General features: G+C 63.6%; 17 protein-coding genes. 3 read left to right on the top strand and 14 right to left on the bottom strand.

Translation table 11 applies throughout. From position 1 onward, the window contains the following. Position 1 precedes the first annotated feature (1 nt). Positions 2-3,424, bottom strand: a complete 3,423-nt coding sequence (locus RA19_RS01480) for an indolepyruvate ferredoxin oxidoreductase family protein (RefSeq protein WP_039158892.1) — start codon at positions 3,422-3,424, stop codon at positions 2-4. A 147-nt stretch (positions 3,425-3,571) separates the two neighbouring features. Between RA19_RS01480 and RA19_RS01475 the strand changes: the two genes are divergently transcribed. Continuing rightward, positions 3,572-4,030: an Lrp/AsnC family transcriptional regulator gene (locus tag RA19_RS01475; protein WP_039159011.1), complete on the top strand. Its 459-nt coding sequence runs from the start codon at positions 3,572-3,574 to the stop codon at positions 4,028-4,030. A gap of 154 nt (positions 4,031-4,184) precedes the next feature. Here RA19_RS01475 and RA19_RS01470 read toward each other — a convergent pair whose 3' ends face one another. Next, on the bottom strand, positions 4,185-4,577 hold the full coding sequence (locus RA19_RS01470) for a DUF3307 domain-containing protein (RefSeq protein ID WP_039158890.1): 393 nt from the start codon (positions 4,575-4,577) through the stop codon (positions 4,185-4,187). A 205-nt stretch (positions 4,578-4,782) separates the two neighbouring features. On the opposite strand from RA19_RS01470, the gene RA19_RS01465 reads away from it, so the two are divergent. Continuing rightward, the gene (locus RA19_RS01465) at positions 4,783-7,779 is read left to right on the top strand and encodes an ABC transporter transmembrane domain-containing protein (RefSeq protein ID WP_241479002.1); all 2,997 of its coding nucleotides are present in this window, start codon (positions 4,783-4,785) and stop codon (positions 7,777-7,779) included. 29 nt (positions 7,780-7,808) lie between these two features. After that, entirely contained in the window at positions 7,809-8,657 is an 849-nt protein-coding gene (locus RA19_RS01460; protein ID WP_039158889.1) for a fumarylacetoacetate hydrolase family protein, read from the top strand. A gap of 108 nt (positions 8,658-8,765) precedes the next feature. Here RA19_RS01460 and RA19_RS01455 read toward each other — a convergent pair whose 3' ends face one another. The 12 genes from RA19_RS01455 to RA19_RS01400 form a co-directional block, all read right to left on the bottom strand. Further along, positions 8,766-9,266 carry a GNAT family N-acetyltransferase gene (locus RA19_RS01455; protein ID WP_039158887.1) on the bottom strand — a complete coding sequence of 167 codons (501 nt, stop codon included), beginning with the start codon at positions 9,264-9,266 and terminating at the stop codon, positions 8,766-8,768. 20 nt (positions 9,267-9,286) lie between these two features. Then, complete coding sequence (locus RA19_RS01450; protein ID WP_039159007.1) at positions 9,287-9,571, bottom strand: ArsR/SmtB family transcription factor; 285 nt, start codon at positions 9,569-9,571, stop codon at positions 9,287-9,289. Positions 9,572-9,694: 123 nt separating this feature from the next. Then, positions 9,695-10,927: a mandelate racemase/muconate lactonizing enzyme family protein gene (locus RA19_RS01445; protein ID WP_039158886.1), complete on the bottom strand. Its 1,233-nt coding sequence runs from the start codon at positions 10,925-10,927 to the stop codon at positions 9,695-9,697. 3 nt (positions 10,928-10,930) lie between these two features. After that, positions 10,931-11,299, bottom strand: coding sequence for a hypothetical protein (locus tag RA19_RS01440; protein WP_039158884.1), 369 nt, complete (start codon positions 11,297-11,299; stop codon positions 10,931-10,933). 22 nt (positions 11,300-11,321) lie between these two features. Continuing rightward, a complete protein-coding gene (locus RA19_RS01435) occupies positions 11,322-12,410 on the bottom strand; it encodes a Zn-dependent alcohol dehydrogenase (protein ID WP_039158882.1) in 1,089 nt (362 codons plus the stop codon). Positions 12,411-12,488: 78 nt separating this feature from the next. Continuing rightward, positions 12,489-13,688: a TCR/Tet family MFS transporter gene (locus tag RA19_RS01430; protein ID WP_039159005.1), complete on the bottom strand. Its 1,200-nt coding sequence runs from the start codon at positions 13,686-13,688 to the stop codon at positions 12,489-12,491. 168 nt (positions 13,689-13,856) lie between these two features. Continuing rightward, positions 13,857-15,194, bottom strand: a complete 1,338-nt coding sequence (locus RA19_RS01425; protein ID WP_039158881.1) for a class-II fumarase/aspartase family protein — start codon at positions 15,192-15,194, stop codon at positions 13,857-13,859. Then, complete coding sequence (locus RA19_RS01420; RefSeq protein ID WP_039158880.1) at positions 15,194-15,904, bottom strand: alpha/beta fold hydrolase; 711 nt, start codon at positions 15,902-15,904, stop codon at positions 15,194-15,196. The genes RA19_RS01425 and RA19_RS01420 overlap by 1 nt, the downstream gene beginning before the upstream one ends. Beyond that, a complete protein-coding gene (gene pcaD, locus RA19_RS01415; RefSeq protein WP_039158878.1) occupies positions 15,897-16,688 on the bottom strand; it encodes a 3-oxoadipate enol-lactonase in 792 nt (263 codons plus the stop codon). Before pcaD ends, RA19_RS01420 begins: the two co-directional genes overlap by 8 nt. Positions 16,689-16,823: 135 nt before the next feature. Further along, positions 16,824-18,020 carry an endonuclease/exonuclease/phosphatase family protein gene (locus tag RA19_RS01410; protein ID WP_039158876.1) on the bottom strand — a complete coding sequence of 399 codons (1,197 nt, stop codon included), beginning with the start codon at positions 18,018-18,020 and terminating at the stop codon, positions 16,824-16,826. A 45-nt stretch (positions 18,021-18,065) separates the two neighbouring features. After that, a complete protein-coding gene (locus RA19_RS01405; protein ID WP_039158874.1) occupies positions 18,066-19,043 on the bottom strand; it encodes a threonine ammonia-lyase in 978 nt (325 codons plus the stop codon). Continuing rightward, positions 19,040-19,870: an alpha/beta fold hydrolase gene (locus tag RA19_RS01400; protein ID WP_039158872.1), complete on the bottom strand. Its 831-nt coding sequence runs from the start codon at positions 19,868-19,870 to the stop codon at positions 19,040-19,042. Before RA19_RS01400 ends, RA19_RS01405 begins: the two co-directional genes overlap by 4 nt. Positions 19,871-19,872: the final 2 nt, after the last annotated feature.

The raw sequence follows: 19,872 nt of genomic DNA, 5'->3' as shown, positions 1-19,872 counted from the left end.
CCTAGAGACTGGCAAGCAATTCCTCGGCCCGGTTCCGCGCGTCCCGGGCGGCCTCCAGGCGCACAGGTCCATAACCGCGGATCTCCATCGGCGCCTGCAGCACTTTCAGGCAATCGTCATGGGTTTCCACCCTGTAGCGGCTGGCGACGGTGTCCAAAGCAGTTTCAAACCACGCCAGCAGGTCCTGGTGGAGCCGCGCCTCCTCGTGGTAGCCGAAGGGATTGAAGGCTGAGCCGCGCAAGGCTTTCCCTTTGGCCAGCAGGTTCATTGCGGGCCGCAGCCAGGCGCCAAAGGCACGTTTGGCAGGGCGTCCCTGCGCGTCCTGTTTCCAGTTCAGCAACGGCGGGGCGAGGTGGTATTTGATGCTGAAATCGCCTTCGAATTCATCTGCCAGCTGATGCTGGAAAGCCTCGCTGGTCAGGAGGCGGGCCACTTCGAACTCGTCCTTGTAGGCCATCAGTTTGAACAGCGCCTGGGCGGCGGGCTTGGTAAGCTCTTCCTGCGCAGCCTCCGGCAGCGTGCTGCGGAACCGTTTCAAGGCACTGGTATAGCGTCCGGCATAGGCCATGTTCTGATACCCTGTGAGGAAGGTCGCGCGCCGCTCGATCATGCAGTCCAGGGTTTCATCCTGTTCCGGTTTCTCCTCGTAGTGGCTGGCGACCAGATGCGGGTCCGCGGCCATCGCCCGGCCGATGGCAAATGCAAGGCGGTTTTTCTCTACCGCAACCCCGTTCAGCTCAATCGCCTGGTCCAATGCGCCAGCGCTCACCGGCACCAGCCCTTTCTGCCAGGCAAAGCCCAGCATCATGACATTGGCCAGCACCGCATCGCCCAGCATCTCCTCCGCCGCTTCATTTGCGTTGAAGCCCGACAGGTTCTGCGGACCCACCGCTTCTGCGACGGTCTGTTCCCGCACCCCGGCCATCAGGTCAGCATCGCGGCGCAGCACCAGATCGCCGGTGGGCATCTCTGCCCGGTTCAGCACCACCTTGGTGCCACGGCGGTAGTGCACCGAGGCCTTGGGCGCCGAGCTCACCACCACGTCGCAGCCGATGACGGCATCGGCGCCGCCCTGATCAATGCGCACTTGGTTCAGGCTCTCCGGTTCCTTGGAGAGCCGGATATAGCTCAGCACTGTGCCGAACTTCTGGGCAAAGCCGGTGAAGTCCAGGACGCTGGCGCCCTTGCCCTCCAGATGTGCGGCCATGGTGATCAGCGCGCCAACGGTGACCACGCCGGTGCCTCCGACCCCAGTGACCAGCAGATCGAACGGCTCCGTGAGCGAAGGCAGTTCGGGGGCGGGCAGCTTGGTGGTCAATTGAGCCGCGTCCAGCCCGGCTGGCTTCTTCTTGCGCCGGGTGGCGCCTTCGACGGTCACAAAGCTGGGGCAGAATCCGTTCAGGCAGGAGAAGTCCTTGTTGCAGGTGCTGAGGTTAATCTTGCGCTTGCGGCCAAAGGGGGTCTCTTTCGGCTCCACGCTCAGGCAGTTGCTCTCCACCGAGCAATCGCCGCAGCCCTCGCAGACCAGATCGTTGATAAAGGCAAAGCGCTTGGGGTCCTCCATCTTGCCGCGCTTGCGGCGGCGGCGCTTTTCGGTGGCGCAGGTCTGCTCGTAGATCAGCACGGTGACGCCGGGGATGTCCCGCAGCTCGCGCTGCACCCTGTCGAGTTCGGCGCGGTCGTGGAAGGTGGTGCCGCGTGGGAAATCGCTATGAATAAATTTGCCGATGTCATCAGAGACCAGGGCAATCCGCTCCACCCCTTCGGCGCGACAGGTCTGGGCGATGCCATGCACCGAGACCGGCCCGTCCACCGGCTGGCCGCCGGTCATCGCCACCGCGTCATTGTAGAGGATCTTGTAGGTGATGTTGGTGCCGGCCGCGACCGCCTGGCGGATCGCCAAAGAGCCCGAGTGGTACCAGGTGCCTTCGCCCAGGTTCTGGAACACATGCTTGTTGCCGTTGAACTGCGAGGCGACAGTCCAGGGCACGCCTTCTCCGCCCATCTGCGCATAGCCTGCGGTCTCCCGGTCCATCCAACTGGCCATCACATGGCAGCCGATGCCGGAAAACGCCTTGGACCCTTCAGGCAGCTTGGTCGAGGAGTTATGCGGGCAGCCCGAGCAGAAATAGGGCGTGCGGGTGGCGCCGGGCACGTTCAGCACCTTCGGCGGTTCAGCCGTCAGCGCTGCGGCCTTTGCGGGCAGGTTTTCCTCGGGGAAGAACTTGTCCAGCCGCGCCGCCACGATGGGCGCCAGCAACAGCGGGCTCAGCTCTCCGGTCCAGGGGATCAGCGGCGCGCCCTGGCTGTCGTATTTGCCGACCATCTTCTCCGGTTTGCTGCCGGGCCAGTCGTAGAAGTTCTCCTTGAACTGGCTCTCGATGATGCCGCGCTTCTCTTCAACAACCAGCACCTCCTGCTTGCCGCGGACAAACCGCAGCGCGTCGGTGCGGTCCAGCGGCCAGACCATGCCAACCTTGTAGATGTCGATGCCGAGGCGGCGGCAGGCGGCCTCGTCCAGCCCCAGAAGCCGCAGCGCCTCCATCAGGTCCAGATGCCCCTTGCCGGTGGAGACAAAGCCGAACTTCGCCTCCTTGATGTCATAAATCCGCTTGTCGATCGGATTGGCCTCGGCAAAGGCGCGCACTGCGTCCAGCTTGGCATGGATGCGGGTTTCGATCTCGGGCGAGGGCAGGTCGGCGCGGCGGATATGCAGCCCGCCGGGGTAGTCCGGCAGCTCCGGGTAGATGAACCTGCGGTCCGGGCGGAGCTCCACCGAGCGGGCGCTCTCCACGGTTTCAGACACTGCCTTGAACCCCACCCAGGTGCCCGAGTAGCGCGACAGGGCAAAGCCGTATTCGCCGAAAGTCAGGTATTCCGACACATCCGCCGGGTTCAGGATCGGCATGAACCAGGCCAGGAAAGCGGCGTCCGACTGATGCGGCATGGAGGAGCTGACGCAGCCATGGTCATCGCCCGCCACCACCAGCACGCCGCCCTTTTCCGACGACCCATAAGCGTTGCCATGCTTCAGCGCATCGCCGGAGCGGTCCACGCCCGGGCCTTTGCCGTACCACATGGAGAACACGCCTTCGACCTCGCAGTGCGGGTCCAGCACCGCCTGCTGCGCGCCCAGGACGGCCGTCGCGCCGAGGTCCTCGTTTACGGCGGGCATGAATTTGATCCGGTTCGCCTGCATCCGCTCCTGGGCGCGCCAGAACTCCAGATCGACGCCGCCCAAGGGCGAGCCGCGGTAGCCCGAAACAAAGCCTGCGGTGTTCAGCCCGCTTTCGCGGTCGCGCCGGGCCTGGTCCAGCATGATCCGGGCCAGCGCCTGGGTGCCGGTGAGGAACACCCGGCCCTTGGTCATGTCGTATCTGTCATCCAGCTTGTAGCTGCGGAAATCGTGGCTCAGCTTGGTCATCGCGGGGGAGTCCTTGCGCGCAAAGTCGTGTTTTTCGGAAGAATAATCCCCAAAGCCTGAAAAGATTTGCCCCTGTTGCTGGTTTTGCGGAGATTTATGGTTAGATTGATCAAATCACCGCCGCTTTCTGAAAATCTGGACCGATTCATGAAGATCGACGACCGCGACCGCCGCATTCTGACCCTGCTGCAGGAAGACTCCCGCATCTCGAATGCCGATCTGGCCGAGGCGGTGGGGATGTCCGCCTCCGCCCTTTGGCGCCGGGTGCGGGCGCTGGAGGAGGCAGGCATTATCGAGCGTTACGGGGCGGTGGTGAATGCGCCGGCCATGGGTCTGGGGTTTCAGGCGCTGGTGCATGTGCATCTGACCCGTCACGACCCGGACAGGCTGGTGGAGTTTATACGGGCGGTGGAAACCAGCCCGCTGGTGCAGGAATGTTATGCCACTACCGGGCAGGCGGACTATCACCTGCGGGTGCTGGCACCTGATCTGGAAGCTTACAACCGGTTCCTGGAGGATTTCCTGTTCCGCCTGCCGGCCGTGGCCAGCGCCCAGACCAATGTGGTGCTGCGGACCATTAAGCGGGATAAACCTGTCGTGCCCTAGTAATTGCGCCTCGCGGCGCTGGCCCCCTCTCGGCGGCAAAGCCGCCTGCCGGGCGGCGGGACGAGAGTATTTGGAGCAAGATGAAAAGGGGCCTGCTCATTCATCTTGCTGGAAATACTCCGGGGGTTTGGGGGCTGGCCCCCAAGGCTGCGGTTTACATCGCCGTGTATTTGACCCAGGCCCAGGCCATGGCGACATAGGTCAGCTGGTGCAGCATCTGGTCCGCGCCCATGGCCTGCCAGAACCGTGCCTGCTGCGGGTTCAGTTTCTTCACCTCTGAATAGCGCGCCTTGCCGAAGTCGATGTGGAAATGCACCACCCATTCCAATGCGGCCAGCACCAGGATGAAAACCACAGGTGCTCCGAACAGGGCAAAGACAATGGCCGAGCCGATGATATGCACCCCCGCATGCTGCGCGCGGCCCATGTGGACATAGGCGCAGCGGCCGGCCAGCATCTTCGGCGTCTGCAGAAAGAAGTCGGCAAACATGTGCTTGACCTGCAGCGCGCAGAGCAAAAGCAGGACGGAACCGACGTATTCAGGCAAACCGAATGACCTCCAGCAAGTGTACGGTGCTGGAACCTTACGGATTTTTTGCCGTCTGGCAAATGCTGCGCCGGCAAGGTGCCGTAACGGGACAGGGCGCGGCCGGGCGGGTTTCTGCCCATTGCCTGTGCCTGCCAAACCGCGCTACCCATAGGCAGCCCATATCCGAAGCCGCCATTGATGGAGCTTTCCCATCGAACGCTCTTTGTTCCGTTTCATCTGGAAATACTCAAAACGCGACCAGCTGGTACTGCTGCTGGTCACCGCCTGCCTGTTCCCGCTGCTCTACCTGACGCTGGAACTGCCGAAGCGGATCATCAATGATGCCATCGGCTCGGAAACCTCAACCATCACGGTGCTGGGGCAGAGCTTTGACCAGCTGACCTTCCTGTGGATCCTCTGCGGCGGCTTCCTGCTAGCCGTATTGTGCCACGGCCTGCTGAAGATGCGGATCAACACCATGAAGGGGGTGCTGGCCGAGCGCATGCTGCGCCGCTTCCGCTATCAGCTGATCGCCCGCGTACTGCGCTTCCCGCAGCCTTATTTCGAGCGGGTCAGCCAGGGCGAGCTGGTGTCGATGGTCACCTCCGAATCCGAGCCGATGGGCGGGCTGATGGGGGATGCGGTCAGCCAGCCGGTGCTGCAGGCGGGGCAGATGCTGACGATCCTGTTCTTTCTGTTTCTGCAAAGTGTCTGGTTCGGGCTGGCTGCCATTGCGCTCATTCCGCTGCAGGGCTGGCTGATTCCCAAGCTGCAGCGCCAGATCAACCTGTTGAACAAGAAGCGCATCAAGCAGGTGCGGGCGCTGGCGACCGAGATCGGCGAAAGCGCAGCGGGGGCCTCGACGCTTCGGATCAATGGCGGCTGGCGCTACCGGATGGCGGTGATCACCGACCGGCTGGGGCGGCTGTTCGATATTCGCTTCGAGATCTACCAGAAGAAATTCTTCATGAAGTTTCTCAACAACTTCATTACCCAGCTGACACCGTTCTTCTTCTACGCGGTCGGCGGGTTTCTGGTGCTGCAGGGCAAGGTCTCGCTGGGCGCGCTGGTGGCGGCGCTGGCGGCCTACAAGGACCTGGCATCCCCGTGGAAGGAACTGCTGGCCTATTACAACCAGACCCAGGACATGTCCCTGCGCTGGGAAGTGATCCTGGAGCGGTTTGCGCCGCAGGGCATGGTGGATGAAAACCTGATGCGCGGCGCGCCAGAAGAGCTGGGGCGGCTCAAGGGAGACGTGGTGCTGGATGCGGTCAATGTGCGCGATACTGATGGCAACCTGGTACTGGAGGACCTGAGCGCTACCTTCCCGGCGGGGCAGGTGATTGGCATTGCGGCGCCGTCAGAGGAAGACCGGCGGGCGCTTGCGGAACTCTTGACCCGGGAAATCCTGCCAACTGCAGGCACTGTCACGGTGGCAGAGCAGAACCTCAGCGGGCTGCATCAGGCCACGGTTGCGGCGCGGATCGGCTACGCCACCTCGCGGCCCGTTCTGTTTCAGGGCTCCTTTGGCGACAATGTGATGATGCCGATGCGGCTGCGCCCGGTCGGCGAGCCGCGCGACAGGCAGAAGCTGGAGGTCGCCAAGAAGGCAGGCAACAGCCCGGATCCCTTTGATGTGCCCTGGCTGGATCCGCATCTGGCCGGGTTTTCCAGCGAGGCAGAGCTGCGGGACTGGTGGCTGAAGCTGGTCGAAGGGATCGGCTCGGACACCGCCCTGTTCCGCCGCGGCATAGAACAGGTTTTTGACGCCTCAGCCCACGCAGAGCTGGCGGAGCAATTGGTGAAACTCCGCCCTGTTGTCCGGCAGGCGCTGCAGGAAGCCGGGCTGGATATGCATGTGCATTTCCTGGAGGCCGAGAGTTACAACCCGGCACTGCCGGTGGCGGAGAACTTGCTGTTTGCAGCTTCGCAGAAAGCAATGACTGGCGAAATGCTGCACCGCCATGCTGAGTTTCTCGATCAGCTCAAGCAGCTGGGCCTGGACGAGGGGCTGGTAGCACTGACCCGCGATGTGGTCGAGATGCTGCGGCAGATTTTCGGAATGGACGGTACAACCCATCCGCTGTTCCGCAAGCTTGGCCTGGATATTGAGGCTTATGAAGCGGCACTGGCGCTAGTCGACAAGCCAGGCGACGTCGATGCGGCAGCATTAAGCCGCGAAGAGCTGGCTCAGCTGCTGATCGTGCCTTTCACCATTTCAGCCGAACAGATCGGCCCGGCCTTCGAGGACGGCATGATGGAGCGCATCCTCGGCTTCCGCCGCAGCCACGGGCAGGGATTGCGCAAGGCGCTGGGCGCAGGGTTCGTGCCGTTTTCCAACGACAGTTTCGCACCCAGCCTGACGGTTTTGGAAAACGCCCTGTTCGGCAAGATCTCCGATGCTGCTGGTGCCAAGGGGGACGAGGTGCGGAAACTCGTTTCGGACCTCATGGTGCGGGACGGCCTGCGCGATCAGGTTGTTGAGCTGATCTTTGACATGCCGATTGCCGTGGGCGGGCAGGGGCTGGCCGCCAGCTTTGCCGAACCGCTGGCCTTCTGCCGGGCGACTATCAAACGGCCGGATGTGCTGATCCTTGATTCCGCCATGGCGAGCTATGACCTGGAAACCCGGGTGGCGGTGCACAAGAACCTGCGCAAGCTGCTGCCGGAAACCACGCTGATCTACCTGGCGCCTGCTTTCCAGAGCCCGGATGTCTTTGATGTCTATTACGAGCTGCGCCAAGGCCGTCTGGTCAGCGACGAGGCCCAGGCCGCGGCGGCAGGCGACGGGGCGGCGAGCCAGGACCTGGCGCGCAAGCTCAGGGCGCTGGAGCAGACCGAGCTGTTTTCTGGGCTGAACCGCCGCCAGCTGCGCCTCTTGGCCTTTGGCGCGCGCTGGTATGATGCCAAGGCGGGCGAGGTGGTGTTCCTGAAGGATGATGAAGCCTCGGACGGTGCCTATATGATCCTGGAAGGCGAGGCTGGGTTGTATCTGCCGCAGGAGGGCGCCGAGGACCGGCTGATTGCCATGGTGGGCCCCGGGCGGCTGGTGGGTGAGCTGGGACTGATCCGGCACGAGCCGCGGGCGCTAAGCATGATCGCGGCCACCGATCTCAACTGCTTGCGGATCGGTGAGGAGGAATTCCTGGCGGTGGTGGAAAACGATGCCTCGACCGCCTTCAAACTTTTGCAGGTGGTGGCGGGCTACGTCTCCAACTGAGCAGAAAATCAACAACAGGGAAGTGTGACATGAAACTGCTGCGATACCGCGCAGAGGGAGAGGTCAGGCCGGGGCTGCTGGATGGCGCGGGCCGGGTCCGGGATCTGTCAGCGCATGTGCCGGATATTACCGGTGCGGTGCTGGATGATGCGGCGCTGGGGAGGCTGGCGGCTTTGGATGCGGAAGCCTTGCCGCTGGTGGAAGGGCCTGTGGACTTGGCACCCTGCGTCGGACAGGCCGGCAAATTTCTGGGCATCGGTCTCAACTACACCGATCATGCCGAGGAAATGGGGCTTGCACTGCCGGAGCACCCGATCCTGTTTCTGAAGGCCACGTCTTCGATGACCGGAGCCAATGACGACGTGGTGCTGCCGCGCGGCTCGGTTGCTGCGGATTGGGAAGTGGAGCTGGGCGTGGTGATCGGCACGGCAGCCAAATACGTCACTGAAGCGGATGCGCTGAGCCATGTGGCAGGCTATTGCGTGATCAACGATGTTTCCGAGCGCGATTACCAGACCAAACTTGCCGGGCAATGGACCAAAGGTAAAAGCTGCGACACCTTTGGCCCTATCGGACCCTGGCTGGTGACCCAGGACGAGGTGGCGGACCCGCAGGACCTTTGGCTCACCTGCGATGTGAATGGCGAGCGGCGGCAGAGCGGCCATACCGGCACCATGGTGTTCACAGTAGCGCAGATCATTTCGCATCTGAGCCAGCTGATGACGCTGCATCCGGGCGATGTGATTGCCACCGGCACCCCGCCGGGTGTCGGCATGGGGATTAAGCCGGAGCCGGTCTATCTGAAGGCGGGCGACGTGATGCGGCTGGAAATCGAAGGCCTGGGCGTGCAGACCCAGACCGTGCGGGCAGATGACTAAACAGCGTTGAACCAAGCGGCGGGGGAGGGCTCCCGCCCGCTCCGGAGCATTCAAAGAATGCACCTGCACGGTTGGGCGTGGCGCTGCGCTTACGCGCAGCGCGGCGTCTCACGGGCTGTGGCGGTAGACCAGATCACCAGGGGCTTGCGGCGCGGCGCGCGGATCAAGCACCGCGCCAAGCCGTTCTGCCAGGCGTTGCGATCTGGCGTTGTCCGGGCTGACATAGCTGACCAGGGTTGAAAAGCCAGCGGTGCCAAAGGCCCAGTCCCGAAGTGCCAGGGCGGCTTCATAGGCGTAGCCCTGGCCCTCGGCTTCGGGATAAAGCAGCCAGCCTAGCTCCCGCTCGGGGAACAGCGGGCCTGCGTTGATGCTGACCTGGCCGAAGCAGCGCCCGCTGTCCCTGCACTCCACCATCAGCGCGCCGTGACCGAACAGCTGCCATTGCGCCAGGTCGTGGCAGAACAGCCCCCAGGCTTCGCGCAGACTGAAGGTGCCGCCCATGAAGCGCGCCTTGTCCGATTGCATCAAGTCGCGGTATTGATCCCAATCCGCCGCAATCTGCGGGCGCAGCAGCAGCCGTTCGGTTTGAAGTGTTGGGACAGGCGGCAAAGTGCGTCCTCCTGCCCGGGCTACGTGCCGCTGCAGAACTGTTTGTAGAGCAGGGCGATGATCTCTTCGGCGTTGCGGTCCTTCAGGGAGTAGTAAATCGTCTTCCCCTCCCGCCGGGTGGCAACCAGTCCGTCCTCGCGCAGCCGGGCGAGCATCTGGCTCACCGCTGCCTGGCGCATGTTCAAAAGCGCCTCCAGCTCGCCCACTGAACGCTCTCCGGTTCCCAGGTAGCAGAGGATCATCAGCCGGCCCTCATGCGCGAGCGTTTTCAGGAAAGCGGCGGCCGCCGCGGCACGTTCCTGCATGTCCTCGGGGGTGTCCGGGGGGAGGGTTTCGCTGGTCTTGGTCGGCAATTTGCGGCATCCTGCTTCGGTCTTTGCCGCACCTTGCCCTATTTCCTGACGCCGAGTCACCCCGTTGGTGCGAATTCACTCGACGATTGGCGGAGAGCCTCCGGTAAAGGCATTGCCTCCGGCGTAATTACACGGAGCTTCTTGCATGTTCAGGTGCAGATCGCTGCCGGCGAAGGGATGGGCGCGGGCAAGGTCTTCGTCCACCTCAATGCCGAGGCCTGCGGTTTCCGGCGGGGTGACAAAGCCGTTTTCGACCCGGATCGAGCCCTTGATCAGCTGGTCGTGGAAGGGGGTCTCGATGGTCTCCAGCAACAGGATGTTGGGGATTGAAGCGGCAAGGTGGATGTTGGCAGCCCATTCCACCGGCCCGGCATAGAGATGCGGTGCCATCTGCGCGTTGAAGACTTCGGCAATGGCGGCAACTTTCTTCATCTCCCAGATACCTCCGGCACGCCCAAGGGCAGGCTGCAGGATTTCGGCGGCGCCGGAGCGCAGCACGGCGGCGAATTCCGATTTGGTGGTCATCCGCTCACCGGTGGCAACGGGGATACGCACGCTGCGGGCGACGCGGGCCATGTCCTCGATATTGTCGGGCGGGGTCGGTTCCTCGAACCAGAGCGGCGCATAGGGCTCCAGCGCCTGGCCCAGGCGGATAGCGCCTGCGGTATTGAACTGGCCGTGGGTGCCGAACAGCAGGTCGGCCTTGTCGCCCACCGCCTCGCGGATCGCCTTGCAGAAGGCCACGGACATCGAGATGTCGGACATCGCGGGCATATGGCCGCCGCGCATCGTATAGGGACCTGCGGGATCAAACTTCAGCGCGGTATAGCCTTCCGCGACCCGCTGCCGGGCAGCCTCGGCGGCCATTTCCGGAGAGGTCCAGAATGCCATGATGTCCTGATCAGGCAGCGGGTAGAGGTAGGTATAGGCACGGATGCGGTCATTCATCCGGCCGCCGATCAGCGCATGGACCGGGCGGCCGCGGTCCTTGCCCAGGATATCCCAGCAGGCGATCTCGAGCCCAGAGAAGGCGCCCATCACCGTCAGGTCAGGGCGCTGGGTGAAGCCAGAGGAGTAGGCGCGGCGGAACATCAGCTCGATGTTTTCCGGGTTCTCGCCCGCCATGTGGCGCTCGAAGACATCCCGGATCACGTGGACCATAGCCTCGGGGCCGACCGAGGAGGCATAGCATTCACCCCAGCCGGTGATGCCGGTGTCGGTGGTGACCTTCACCAGGATCCAGTAGCGCCCGCCCCAGCCGGGGGCAGGGGGCGCGGTGACGATGATGTCCAGGTCCTGCAGCTTCATGCGTTATCCTTCCATTGCCTCGGCAAAGGCGGTCAGCTCCCGTTCGATCTCTTCGATGGCTGCCTGGCTGCTGAAGAAGGTGAGGTCGGGTGCGTCGGTGCCGTTCATGAAGACTTCGATCACCAGTTCAACCGGCGCCCCGTCAAATCCGCCATCGGCCTTCCAGCGGCGTGTGGCGTCCCGGGCCAGGCCGGGGACTTCATCGGCAATCGAGGCGGCGAAATTGGCTGGCAGGCCGAAGCGCGGATTATTGGCCAGCCGGGTGAGGAAAGGGCCGACCTCAATGCTGGCAAAGCTCATCGAGGTCTCCGAGGTGATCGGCTGCGCCTTGGGCGCTTCGGGTTTGAACAGGTCGGTCAGGAATTTCAGCACAGGCCAGGCTCCGGTTGGGGCGTCAGCCGAAGACAATCACATTGCGCTTGGCGCTGCCAGTCTTGGTGTCGGCAATCGCCTCGTTGATCTGCTCCAGCGTCCAGCGGCCCGAGATCAGCTCATCCAGTTTCAGGCGGCCCTGCTGGTAGAGATCCACCATCCACGGGATATCGCGCTGAATGACCACATCGCCCATTTTGGAGCCAATGAGCCCCTGGCCAACGGCTGCGAGCACCACGGGCTCATAAGCCGCCTTGGCACCGGAATGCGGCATGCCGATCAGCACTGCCCTGCCGCCGCGGGCCAGGTAGCGCGGCGCTTGGTCATAGGCGGGGATGGCGCCGACGGTGATCAGCACCGCATCGGCACCGCGGCCTCCAAGCGCCTTGTATGCGGCTTTCCAGGGTTTCTCTTCGGTGGCGAGCACGCCGTGGGTGGCGCCGAATTCCTTCGCGATTCCAAGTTTTTCCGGGCTCATATCGACCGCAACGATGCGGCGGGCGCCTGCGATGCGGGCGCCCTGGATTGCGTTGAGGCCGACGCCGCCGGCGCCGATGACTACCACATCCTGGCCCGCGCGGAGCTGCGCCGCGTTCACCACGGCGCCGACCCCGGTGATCACCCCACAAGAGACCAATGCCGCAGCGTCCTTCGCCATATCCGCGGGGATCTTCACGATCTGACGCTGATCCACCACCACTTTCTCGGCAAAGGCGCCGCAGGCCATGGCCTGGTCCAGGGGCTGGCCATCGGCTGTTTTCAACGGACCGTTCGCCGTATCATGCGGCGTTTCGCAGATAGTGGGTTTGCCGCCCGCGCAGGAGGGGCAGGTGCCGCAGCTGCGGATCAGGGTGACTACCACGGAATCGCCCTCGGCAAAGCCTTGCACGCCCTCGCCCACGGCGCTGATCATCCCGGCGGCCTCGTGCCCGTAGACGGCCGGCAGGTGCCCGCCCCAGGCGCCCTCGGCATAGGAAATATCGCTGTGGCAGATGGCAACCGCGTCCAGCGTGACCTCAACCTCGCCCATGCCGGGCGCGGCCAGCTGTACCTCTTCGATCACCAGCGGGGCGCCGAATTTACGGCAGACGGCGGCCTTGATGGTTTGCATGATCTTTCTCCCCGTTTTCCGTCAGCGTGGCGCGGGGAATTGTTCGTATCAAGCCGGTATGCGGCAGCGGAAACGGTATTACGCGACGGAAGATCTGCTCCGTAATAACACGGCGCAACCGATCGCCATCAGCAGCAGCGCCAAAAGGAACGGCGCGCCAGGCAGGTAGAACCCTGTGCCCTCGGCGGTGAAGCGCGCAAAGACCGCTGTCATCATCAGCGGCGACAGGATCATGGCCAGCGCGTGAGCCGCCGTCATGACGCCTTGCAGCTCGCCTTGCTGATTGTCATCGACGGCTTTGGACATCATGCCTTGCAATGCAGGCTGCACGACGGCCCCCAGGGCTGAGACCGGGATCAGCATCATCGCCAGCACGCCGTTGCTGATAAAGGCGAGGATGCCAAAGGCGATGAAGTCGAAGATTTGCCCCCAGAACACCGTGCGCCGCTCGCCGAACCAGACCACCGTGTAGCGCAGGAGCCAGCCCTGCACCAAAGCCATCGAGATGCCGTAGACCGCCAGTGACAGGCCAATCACTTGCGGCTGCCAGCCAAAGCGCTCCAGCGTGAAATAGGACCAGACCGACGGGTAGACATAGATCGCCAGGGAATAGAGGAAATAGACCCACAGCAGCGCCTTGATGCCTGGGATGCGGCCAACAGCGCGGAATGCGCCAAAGGGATTGGCGCGGCGCCAGTCGAACGGGCGGCGGTTCTCCTCGCGGACGGTTTCCCCCATCGCAAACCAGCCGAGGGTGAAGTTCAGCAGCACCAGCACCGCTGCAGCATAGAAGGGCGCTCTTGTGCCCAGTTCACCCAGCAGCCCGCCCATCAGAGGGCCCAGCACAAAGCCGGCGCCGAAGGCCGCGCCCAAGAGGCCGAAATTGGCGGCCTTCTTCTCCGGCGGAGAGATGTCTGCGATATAGGCGCCTGCAGTTGAATGAGTAGCGGCGGTGATGCCGCCCAGGACACGGCCCAGAAGCAGCAGCCACATGGTGCCGGCCACAGCCATGATCAAATAGTCCAGCGCCATAACAAACAGCGACACCAGCAGCACTGGCCGGCGGCCCACCGCATCGGACAGGCTGCCGAGAATGGGGCTGAACAGGAATTGCATCACCGCAAAAACGGTGCTGAGCACGCCGCCCCACACCGCCGCCTGCGCCAGCGAGCCGCCCTGCACCTCGGTGATCAGACTGGGCATCACCGGCATGATCAGCCCAATACCCATGGCATCGATCATTACGGTGGCAAGGACAAAGACGAGAGACAGCCGCATTACAGGTTCCCCGCCTGCCGGCATGCGGGGGCGCACCCTTTCCACTCAGATGCAACCAGGAGCCGGGCCTCTGCCAAAACAGGCAGAGTCCGCCTGTCTGCCACGCCGGATCCGGCGCTGCTCTCAAAGCCATTCGGCAACTGCTTCATTCCGCAACCCGGTCCGTGGTCAGCCGTTGCCCAGTTCTTCTGCTTGCCGGGCAAATTGCAAGGCATCCCACGGCGCCCGGCCCATTTGCTGCGCCGGATCAAACAGCGCTTCCGTGTCCAGATCGGGGTAGTCCCGTTTGACCAGTTCCGGCAGGGGTGTTTTCCCGGACTGGGCCTCCTGGCACAGCGCCTTCACCGCAGCCTGCGCATCCGGCCGCGGCATCTTTTCTGCCAGGGCAAAGCTCAGCGCTTCGGCATGGATCATGCCCAATCCGCCAGACAGGGCCGCAGACATCGCTTCCGGGTTTGGGGCAAGTCCCGTGCAAAGCTCCTTGCCGGTTTTGGCAGCGCTTGCCGCACCCAGAACAATCTGCGGCAGGCACATCCACTCGGTGAACCAGGCCGCGCCGTCGCGCTGGTGCTGCTGCATCGAGGCGCCCTGCAGAACCGCAAACAGCCCGCTGCTCTGACGGGCCAGCGCTGCCAGCACCGAAGGTGCCACCGGGTTCTGTTTCTGCGGCATGGTCGAGGACGCACCCGCGCCGCCCAGGAGGATTTCCTGGATGCCTGTCTGCGCCAGGGCGGTGCTGTCTTCGCCGATCTTGCCAAAGGCCAGCGTCACACGCAGCAGCCAGTCCGCAATCCGCAGAACGGGTGTACGGTCTGTGTGCCAGCTGCGCCCCGGGTCCTGAAGGGCCAGGCCCTTCGCCATTGCGGCGCGCACTTCTGCGGCCTTGGCACCCAGGGCTGAAGAGGTGCCGGCCGCACCAGATAGCGAAACAACAAGGCAGGATTGCCGCATCGCGGGCAATTCTTCCAGAAGGTCCAGCAAAGGAGCCCCCCAGCCTGCTGCCACCGCGCCAAAGCTGGTCGGCGTCGCATGCTGGCCATAGGTCCGGGCTGGCATGGGCAATTCCGCATGCGCCTTGGCTAGCTTGCCAAGCGCCTTCACAGCGGTGTTCACATCGGCCTCCACCAGCGCCAGTACCTGCCGCAGACGCAGCATCAGCGCGCTGTCCATGATGTCCTGCGAGGTGGCGCCCCAGTGCACGAACTGCGCATGTTCCGGGGCTTTCATCTCTTCCCGGAAAGCCGCGACCAGTCCCGGAACCGGCACGCCGTTTTGCACCGCAGGCTGTTTAAGAACTCCGGGATCGACGGCAATCTCCACCACTGCCCGGCCTATTGCCGCGGCGCTCTCTTGCGGGATCACGCCGGCCTCGCCCTGGGCCTTAGCCAGAGCGCCCTCTACCAGAAGCATGGCGCGCACTTCAGCGCTGTCGGAGAACAGGCGGCTTGCCTCGCCGCTGCTGAAAAGGCCGCCGTACACTTGGCTGTCAAAGACGGAACCCGCCATCAGAAATCCTTTGCAATGTGCCCGATCAGCTCTGCGAGACCAATGGGGTCGGCAAAGAAGGGCGAATGGGATGTGTTCATACTGTAAACCCGGCCTGGAGGCAGGGAAGCAGCCATCTGCGCTTGGTATTCCGGCGGGATCACCCGGTCGCCGGTGCAGCGGATATAGGCCTTGGGAACGCTCGCAAACTGTTCTGCAAGAGCGATGGGCGTGTCCTGTGGAAGGATCGGCTGCTGGCAGAGGTTTTCCATGGCATACTGCACAGCCTCTTCGGGGCAGTCATGGTAAAACAGATCCGGCGTGGTTTCCGGTAGCAGGCTGTAGCCGGTGCCTGCAGCATTCTTCTGCGTGGCTCCGGTCAGTGTCTGCCGCGGCCCGGCCTTGCGCATATCAATCAGCGACATGCCGCTGACGGGCAGGTAGGCACATAGGTAGATCAGCCCGCGCAGTCTGCCGGGGCCGGCTTCAGCCGCTGACGAAACTGGAAAGCCGCCCCAGGAGTGCCCCAGGACAATGGTTTCGGGAGAGGAGGCCGCCAATACCGCCGCTGCGGATTCATCCAGTGTGACGCCGGCCGGGTCACGCCCGTCGTTGTGCCCCGGCAATGCAACGGTGCGGGCGGTATGGCCGCGCGCCTCCAGCAAGGGAAGCACATCGCGCCAGCACCAGGCACCGTGGCAGGAGCCGTGGACCAGAAGGAACTCAGCCAATGTGCCCGGTCTCCCGCAGAAAGGCAGTCAGGTGCTGCGCGTATTCATCGGGCTGCTCGACGCAAGGAATATGGCCTGCGCGGCGGATCAGCTGGAACCGGCTGCCTGGAATCAAATCCACAGTCTCCCGCACCAGGTCGGGCGGCGTGGAGCCGTCCTCAGTGCCCGCGATCCCGAGGCACGGCAGCCGCAAGCCGCTGGTTGGAGTGTAGAAATCGGTGCCGGCAATTGCTGCGCAGCAGCCGGCATAGCCGTCGCGCGACTGCTGCACCAGCATGTCGCGCCAATGGCGCAGTTCCGGCGTGGCGCGGAACTGCTTGGAGAACCAGCGCTCCATCACCGCATCCGCCAGCGCTTCGATACCGCTGTCCTGCACCGTTTGAACCCGTTCCTGCCACATCTTTGCGGTGCCGATTTTGGCCGCCGTGTTCGACAGCACCAGCGCCCGGATCTGATCCAGCCGCTTCACCGCCAGCCCCTGTGCAATCATGCCGCCGATCGACAGGCCGACAAAAACACAGTCGCGCACCTCAAGATGATCCAGCAGCCGCTCTGCATCGCGCACCAGCGCACCCATAGAGTAGGGGGCGGGAGGGCAGGAGGACAGCCCGTGGCCGCGTTTATCGTAGCGGATGATGCGCAGGCCGGCAGGCAGCCGCTCCACAACGGCGTCCCAGACGGTCAGATCCGTGCCGAGCGAGTTGGCAAAGACAAGCGGCGCGCCGCCGGGATCCCCGTCGATGCGGTAGTTGAGCTGTACATCGCCCAGATCTGCGGTCTGCATGAAAAGCCTCTTGTTTGTTCCGCCGCAGTCTAACTGCGCCGGGGCAGAGAGGTAAACCAGCGGCCAGCCGCAAGCGGGGGAATTTTCTTCCTTGTGAAAATTGGCCGGAAAAGTTGCATTTTTCCGGCGCGCCCTTCAGCCGCGCAGTTCCATATGGGCCATGATCTGCCCATGGTCCGAGGCCAGCTTGTTGTAGGGGGCCTCCGGATGGCTGCCGTCGGTCAGATGATCGTTGAAGACGCTGAAATAGAGCATCTCTCCTAAGGCGCCTTCCCAGGTAGGGTCAAAGTGGCGCGACATGTAGATCTGGTCGATGCTTTCATGCACGCCGCCAAAAGCGGTGGTGTAGACCACATCGCGCAGGCTCTTTTTCAGGAACATCTTTTCGGCCGAACGCAGCCGCAGCCGGTCGATTGCCTCACGGATTTGCGCATCTTCCTCATCGCTGTAGCGGTCGCCCGGGTGCTGGGCATCATGGCGCAGCATCCAGGCATAGTTGCGGAACGGTGTCTCGCCCGAGATGATCTCGCTGCTGACCGCATGTTCGCCGTCATTGAAATCGCCCAGCACCAACACCGGACGGCCCTGTTCCAACTCGTCCAGCACGGCGCGGCGCAGTACCCAGGCCTCACCCATCCGCCTAAGAGCGGCTCTGAGCGAACCCAGGGCGCGCCCCGCCGCGTCATAGGCTGTCAGCACGGTTTCGGGGGCATGTGTTGCGCCTTGCGGGGTGATGTATTCTCCCAGTTTCGACTTCAGATGGCAGTTGAAAACGGTGACTATCTGGTTCCCGACAGGCACGCGCACTTTCAAGACCGGGCGGGACAGGCGGCGCAGGGTGTAAAAACCCGCCTCCTCCTCCTCGCCCAGGCAGGCCATCGGAATGTCCAGCGGCTGCGCCAGGTCCTGGATCACCTCCGGCTCTCCCACGAAGCCGAAGCGCGACAGCACCGCCAGCCCTGGCCGCCGCTTACCCGGCTCGCCGCTGTCATTGATGTTGGGGGCAAAGGCCAGTTCGGCTTCGGCATAAGAGCCGTAAGCCAGTTTTTGGAATATCGCCTTGCGGTGATAGCGCTTGGAGGGGTCGGGAATGCTGGCCTCATTGGCCTCACTCCCGCGCCGGTCGGCCTCGGCAATCACCTGCCGCAAGGGCATCTCCTCGAAAATCTCCTGAAATCCGACGATATCCGCATTCAGCGTCAGCAGTTGGTCGGCCATCCAATCGGCTTTCCACGCGTATTCCTCGGGCGTGTAGCTTTGGAACCGGTAGTACTCCCGCTCCGGCCCGATCAGGTTCTTCACGTTGAACGAGGCGATGGTGAAACGTGTCATGACGTGCCCCCCTGAGTGGCGCGCGGCAAATCGCGCGCTCAGGGCTCAAGCATAGCGCGAGAGCGCCTCCCGGAACAGCTCTGCATCCACATTGCCGCCTGTCGCCACTGCAAACACCGCATCGCCCTTGATCTGGTCCGCATGAAACAGTGCCGCGGCCAGAGAAGCCGCGCCGCCGGGCTCCAGCACAATCTTCAGCCGCAGGAAGGCGAGGGCCATGGCCCGCATCGCTTCGTCTTCGGTGATCACGATGCCGGGGCCGCACAGGCGGCTGAGGATCGGAAAAGTAATCTCGCCCGGCTGCGGTGTCAGGATCGCGTCGCAGATGGAGCCGGAGAGACTGGGGTTCTGCTGCACCTCTCCCGTGGCCAGAGACCGGGTCACATCGTCGAATCCTTCCGGTTCAACCGGGCGCACCCGCAGGCCCGGTGCGCGGGCTTCCAGCGCCAGCGCAATGCCTGAGGACAGGCCGCCACCGCCGCAGTTGACCAGCACATCTGCCTGCGTGACGCCCTCTGCAGCGGCCTGTTCCGCGATCTCCAAGCCCGTCGTGCCTTGGCCGGCAATGACCAGCGGCTCATCATAGGGCTTTATCAGGGTCAGCCCGCGTTCTTCCGCATGCTGAGCACCAACCGCTTCACGGCTTTCTCCCCCTGCACGGTCATAGAGCACCACCTCGGCACCCAGGTCTCGGGTGTTCTGGATCTTCAGCTGCGGAGCATCCGCAGGCATCACGATGACTGCCGGCGCTCCATGCGCCTTGGCCGCCGCAGCCACGCCCTGGGCATGGTTGCCGCTGGAATAGGCAATCACCCCGCGTTTGCGGTCGTTCTCCGGCAGCGCCGAAACCGCCGACCAGCCGCCCCGGAACTTGAAGGACCCGGTGTGCTGCAGGCATTCCGCCTTCACAAACAGGCGGCGCCCGGCAATTTCGTCCAAGAACGGCGAGGACAATAGCGGTGTTACCCTCGCATGGCTTTTCAGCCGTTCAGCGGCGGCTTCGATCATGGCAATCGAGGTCATTGGATCTGCTCCAGTACGGAATGGAATAGGGCTAGCGCATCCGGCTCGTCCAGAAACGGCACATGGCCGCGGTTGGCAATCTCGACGGCTTGGATCACAGGCAAGCGCTGCTGCATTTCCTGGTAGGTCGCCTGGCTCAGCAGATCTGAGTTGGCACCGCGGATCACCCCGCAGGGCAGGCCGTCCAGGGACATGAATAAGGGCCAGAGGTCCGGGGCCGGGCCTGCCTCGGCTTGCGCCAGCAGAGCATCGCGCAGGCGCGGGTCATAGCTCAGTAACAGACCGTCTGCCTCCTGTTTGTAGAATGTCTGCGCCTCTTCCAGCCAGCGTGCCATCGGTACATCAGGAAAGGCCGGGGACATCACCGCCTGCAAAGCCTCCGCAGCCTGCGCATGGGTTTTCGCGGATGGCCGGCGCCCGACATAGTCCATGATGCGTGTGATGCCGTCTGCAGCGATCTCCGGGCCGATGTCATTCAGAATCACCGCCTGCAGCCGGTCCTTGGCCATGGCCGCCAGTGTCATCGCCACCAGCCCGCCGCGCGAAGTGCCCAGAATGGCGGTTTGACCAAGCCCCAGGTGATCCAGCAGCTCCAGCACATCCTGCGCCTCGCGCAGGACGTTGTAGGTCATGAAGTCCGGGTCACGGTCCGACCGGCCGCGTCCCCGTGCGTCCAGAGTGACCATCCGGCAGCGCGCGGCATGCGGCGCGAAGTAGCGGAAATCCCGGCTGTCGCGGGTGAGCCCGGCCAGGCACAGCAGCGGCAGGCCTGCGCCGGTATCGGAATAGTAGAGGTTCAAACCGTCAGAGGTTTTGAAAAATGGCATAG

It is taken from the genome of Leisingera sp. ANG-M1, assembly GCF_000813745.1.
GTDB lineage: Bacteria > Pseudomonadota > Alphaproteobacteria > Rhodobacterales > Rhodobacteraceae > Leisingera.
The sequence above is the reverse complement of the archived record's forward strand: the minus strand, read 5'-3'. Positions and strand labels throughout refer to the sequence as shown.

Coding starts and splice junctions, on each gene's coding strand:
- RA19_RS01430 (WP_039159005.1), bottom strand. CDS start 13,688: ATGCGGCTGTCTCTCGTCTTTGTCCTTGCCACCGTAATGATCGATGCC.
- RA19_RS01400 (WP_039158872.1), bottom strand. CDS start 19,870: ATGCCATTTTTCAAAACCTCTGACGGTTTGAACCTCTACTATTCCGAT.
- RA19_RS01475 (WP_039159011.1), top strand. CDS start 3,572: ATGAAGATCGACGACCGCGACCGCCGCATTCTGACCCTGCTGCAGGAA.
- RA19_RS01480 (WP_039158892.1), bottom strand. CDS start 3,424: ATGACCAAGCTGAGCCACGATTTCCGCAGCTACAAGCTGGATGACAGA.
- pcaD (WP_039158878.1), bottom strand. CDS start 16,688: ATGCAGACCGCAGATCTGGGCGATGTACAGCTCAACTACCGCATCGAC.
- RA19_RS01435 (WP_039158882.1), bottom strand. CDS start 12,410: ATGCAAACCATCAAGGCCGCCGTCTGCCGTAAATTCGGCGCCCCGCTG.
- RA19_RS01445 (WP_039158886.1), bottom strand. CDS start 10,927: ATGAAGCTGCAGGACCTGGACATCATCGTCACCGCGCCCCCTGCCCCC.
- RA19_RS01425 (WP_039158881.1), bottom strand. CDS start 15,194: ATGGCGGGTTCCGTCTTTGACAGCCAAGTGTACGGCGGCCTTTTCAGC.
- RA19_RS01450 (WP_039159007.1), bottom strand. CDS start 9,571: ATGCAGGAACGTGCCGCGGCGGCCGCCGCTTTCCTGAAAACGCTCGCG.
- RA19_RS01410 (WP_039158876.1), bottom strand. CDS start 18,020: ATGACACGTTTCACCATCGCCTCGTTCAACGTGAAGAACCTGATCGGG.
- RA19_RS01460 (WP_039158889.1), top strand. CDS start 7,809: ATGAAACTGCTGCGATACCGCGCAGAGGGAGAGGTCAGGCCGGGGCTG.
- RA19_RS01405 (WP_039158874.1), bottom strand. CDS start 19,043: ATGACCTCGATTGCCATGATCGAAGCCGCCGCTGAACGGCTGAAAAGC.